4 protein-coding genes are annotated in these 3185 nt (G+C 63.8%); 2 read left to right on the top strand and 2 right to left on the bottom strand.

All coding sequences use genetic code 11. The annotated features are described in order from the left end of the window. Together OXF11_04185 and OXF11_04180 are read left to right on the top strand one after the other, a co-directional pair. A partial coding sequence (locus OXF11_04185) for a hypothetical protein (protein MCY4486297.1) occupies window positions 1-701 on the top strand: 701 nt, incomplete at its 5' end. Between the two features lie 175 nt (window positions 702-876). Continuing rightward, complete coding sequence (locus OXF11_04180) at window positions 877-1917, top strand: hypothetical protein (GenBank protein ID MCY4486296.1); 1041 nt, start codon at window positions 877-879, stop codon at window positions 1915-1917. A 152-nt stretch (window positions 1918-2069) separates the two neighbouring features. On the opposite strand, the gene OXF11_04175 is transcribed toward OXF11_04180, so the two are convergent. After that, window positions 2070-2585 (bottom strand): tripartite tricarboxylate transporter TctB family protein, encoded by a 516-nt coding sequence (locus tag OXF11_04175; GenBank protein MCY4486295.1) that lies wholly within the window; start codon window positions 2583-2585, stop codon window positions 2070-2072. 2 nt (window positions 2586-2587) lie between these two features. After that, the coding region (locus OXF11_04170) for a tripartite tricarboxylate transporter permease (GenBank protein ID MCY4486294.1) at window positions 2588-3185 on the bottom strand (598 nt) is incomplete at its 5' end.

Genomic DNA, 3185 nt, shown 5'->3' with positions numbered 1-3185 from the left:
TTGTCTGTGTGACGATGCGTGCCATGGGCTGCAGTGTTATCTCGAACGTCCTTATCTCACGTCGGTGGGCCGTTTTCAAGACGCTGGATGCAATCAAGAAGTCGGGCAAGCAGGCCCGGGTCGGCATCAGCGGCAACCAGTCCAGCGGATTCGTGCTCGGGAACATCGTCGAGAAGCTGCGCGACGAAAAGTTGTTCGAGTACGTCTTCGGCTATCCCGGCGCGCGGCAGTACAGCCTCGCGTTCCGGCAGGGTGAGGTGGACGTCTCCGGGAACGTGACCTCGTCCTTCCTGGATCAGCTCGGGGACATGTGGAAGGCGGGGGACATCATCATGCTCGCCCAGACCGGCACGGTGGAGGGCAAGAAGAGTCCGGAGTTCCCCGACGCGCCGTTGCTCGAAGACATGGCCAAGACCCAGAAGCAGAAGAACCTGGTGCGGGCTACCTTCCTGCTCTCGCGCTACGGACGTCCGTACGCCATGCCTCCCGGAGTTCCCGCGGACCGCGTGGCGCTCGTGCGCAAGGCCTTCGACGACACCATGAAGGACCCGAAGTTCCTGGCCGAGGCCAAGAAGCTGAAGAGGCCCGTGAGGCCGACGAGCGGTCCGGCCCTTCAGAAGATGTGGAAGGATTCGCTGGGCGCTTCACCGGAAGACAAGGCCATCGTGAAGCAGATCTTCAATCCCCCGGGCAAGAAGTAGCACCTGCCCGGACTGCCGGGGTGCGGTAACAAAGGGCGCCGGGGACATCCGATCCCCGGCGCCCTTTTGTCTTGGAGTCCGTCTTGACTTCGTTTCATCTTGCCTTTTCCGGGTGCTTGTTGCAGGATTCGTGCGTGACTAATCCTTCGAAGTTTTCTCAAGATGGGAGGTAACTATGCGGACTGTATTGAGTCTCGTGGTGCTCGTGCTCTTCCTGTTCGGAGCAGGTTCGGCCGCGGCGGCGGACTTCTACAAGGGGAAGAAGATCCGTCTGATCGTCTCGTCATCGCCCGGCGGCGGCAACGACACGTACTCGCGGCTGCTGGCCCGCCATATCGGCAGGAACATCCCCGGCAACCCGACGGTCATCGTCCAGAACATGCCGGGCGCGGGCGGCGTCCGTGCGGCGAGCTATCTCTACAACAAGGCGCGGCGCGACGGCACCGTCATGGAGCAGATCAACTGGGGTGTGTGGAATTGGCAGGTGGTGGGTGACAAGAAGCGCGGCGGCCAGTTCGACTTCAACAAGATGAACGCCATCGGCGTCATCGTCATCGAGAACGGCCTGTTCTACAGCCGGAAGGACCGGTTCAAGTCGCTGGATGAGATCGAGCAGTCGGGCAAGCTGGCCCGGGTCGGCATCAGCGGCAACCAGTCGGGCGGGTTCGTGATGGGGAACATCCTTGAGAAGCTGCGCGGCAAGAAGCTCTTCGAGTACGTGTTCGGCTATCCGGGCGCGCGCCAGTACAGCCTGGCGCTGCGGCAGGGCGAGGTGGACACCTCCGGCAACGTGACCTCGTCGTTCCTGGATCAGCTCGGCGACATGTGGAAGGCCGGAGAACTCGTCATGCTCGCCCAGACCGGTACGGTGGAAGGGAAGAAAGCCCCCGAGTTCCCCGACGCGCCCTTGCTCGAGGAAATGGCAAAGACCGAGAAGCAGAAGAATCTCGTGCGGGCCACGTTCCTGCTCTCGCGCTACGGGCGTCCCTACACGATGCCGCCGGGAGTGCCGGCGGACCGCGTGGCACTCGTGCGCAACGCCTTCGATGCGACCATGAAGGATCCGAAGTTCCTGGCCGAGGCCAAGAAGCTCAAGCGGCCCGTCAACCCCACGAAGGGCGTGGATCTTCAGAGGATGTGGAAGGAATCGATAGCCGCCTCGCCGGAGGACAAGGCCATCGTGGCGCAGATCTTCAACCCCAAGGGGGGTAAGTAGTAGCTACGAGTCCCATTGCACCGTGTTGCAGGAAGGGCGCCGGGGGACATTCCCCGGCGCCCTTCTTGTTTTCACGGGCCGCGACGGCGCCGACACCTCGCATCCGTCATTCCCGCGCACGCGGGAATCCAGGTGGGGCGGGGCCCCCGGCGTCACCCCAGCCAGGGCATCAGGCTCTTGAGGAGATTCTCGGGACCGGAGATGACCGGCTCAAGCCAGTGGATGTGCAGGATCTGGTCGAACACGCCGACGAAGAACACGAGCATGGCGGCGGTGAGCCACAGGGTCATCGACCAGCCTTCCTTGGCCTGGTACCTGAGGTACAGGAATGTGAATACCGGCACGGTGATGAAGAAGCCGAGCAGCAGGATGCCGAAGAACATGCCCAGGAGCCATCCGGCGAAGGTCAGGCCACGGGCCGCCACCTCGACCGCGGACATGGTCCAGTCCACCTGCAGGTCGCCGGTTTCCCGCTCCTGGCCGGCGGTTGTATGGAGGGTGCGGTAGGCGTCCATGATCAGTTGGATCATCGCCATCACCAGCACCGGGATGCCGACGGAGCGGGGAAACAGACCAGTGCCCAGCGGCCAGTCCCTGGAGGTGACAACCATGCCGGCGGCGACCACGGCGACGAACAGGGTGAACAGGAGCGACGGTGTGACGCGCATGGCTACTCTCCCTCTCTCGTGCCGCCGGTGAGCTGCCGGACTTTCCGTTCCTGCTTGACGCTGTAGTAGATGGTGGCGATGGTAACGGCCAGGACCACCAGCACCAGCGGCCGGATGAGGAACGAGGCGCCGTAGGCGCGGACCGAGATGAAGAGATACCGCTCGATCAGCCCGCCCAGCAGGAATCCCAGCAGCAGCGGCGGCCGGGGCCAGCCACACCGCTTCATGATCCAACCCAGCAGCCCGAAGATCAGCACCGTCACCAGGTCGAAGATGCTGGCGGTGGCCTGGTAGGCGGCCAGGAACACCACCACCGTCACCAAGGGCGCCAGGATGTTGATCCGCACGGACGAGATCTTGGCGAGCTGGTTGGTGAAGCACAGCGCGATGACCGTGGCCATGACGTTGGCGATGGCCGTGCTCCACACGATGGAGTAGGTGAGATCCAGGTGCTCGTTGAGCATGGAGGGGCCCGGTTGCAGGCCGTGGATCATGAAGGCGCCGATCAGCAGCGCCATGGAGGCGCTGCCGGGGATGCCGAAGGCCAGCGTGGGCACCAGCGCGCCGCCCTGCTTGGCGTTGTTGGCGCTCTCCGGCGCG

This window comes from Deltaproteobacteria bacterium (genome assembly GCA_026712905.1).
In the GTDB taxonomy this organism is placed as follows: domain Bacteria; phylum Desulfobacterota; class Binatia; order UBA9968; family JAJDTQ01; genus JAJDTQ01.
Note: the sequence above shows the minus strand (reverse complement) of the source record. Positions and strands in the feature narration are given on the sequence as shown.

Bases quoted from the DNA above. Each gene is read 5' to 3' on its own strand.
- OXF11_04180 (MCY4486296.1), top strand. From the start codon at position 877: ATGCGGACTGTATTGAGTCTCGTGGTGCTCGTGCTCTTCCTGTTCGGA.
- OXF11_04175 (MCY4486295.1), bottom strand. From the start codon at position 2,585: ATGCGCGTCACACCGTCGCTCCTGTTCACCCTGTTCGTCGCCGTGGTC.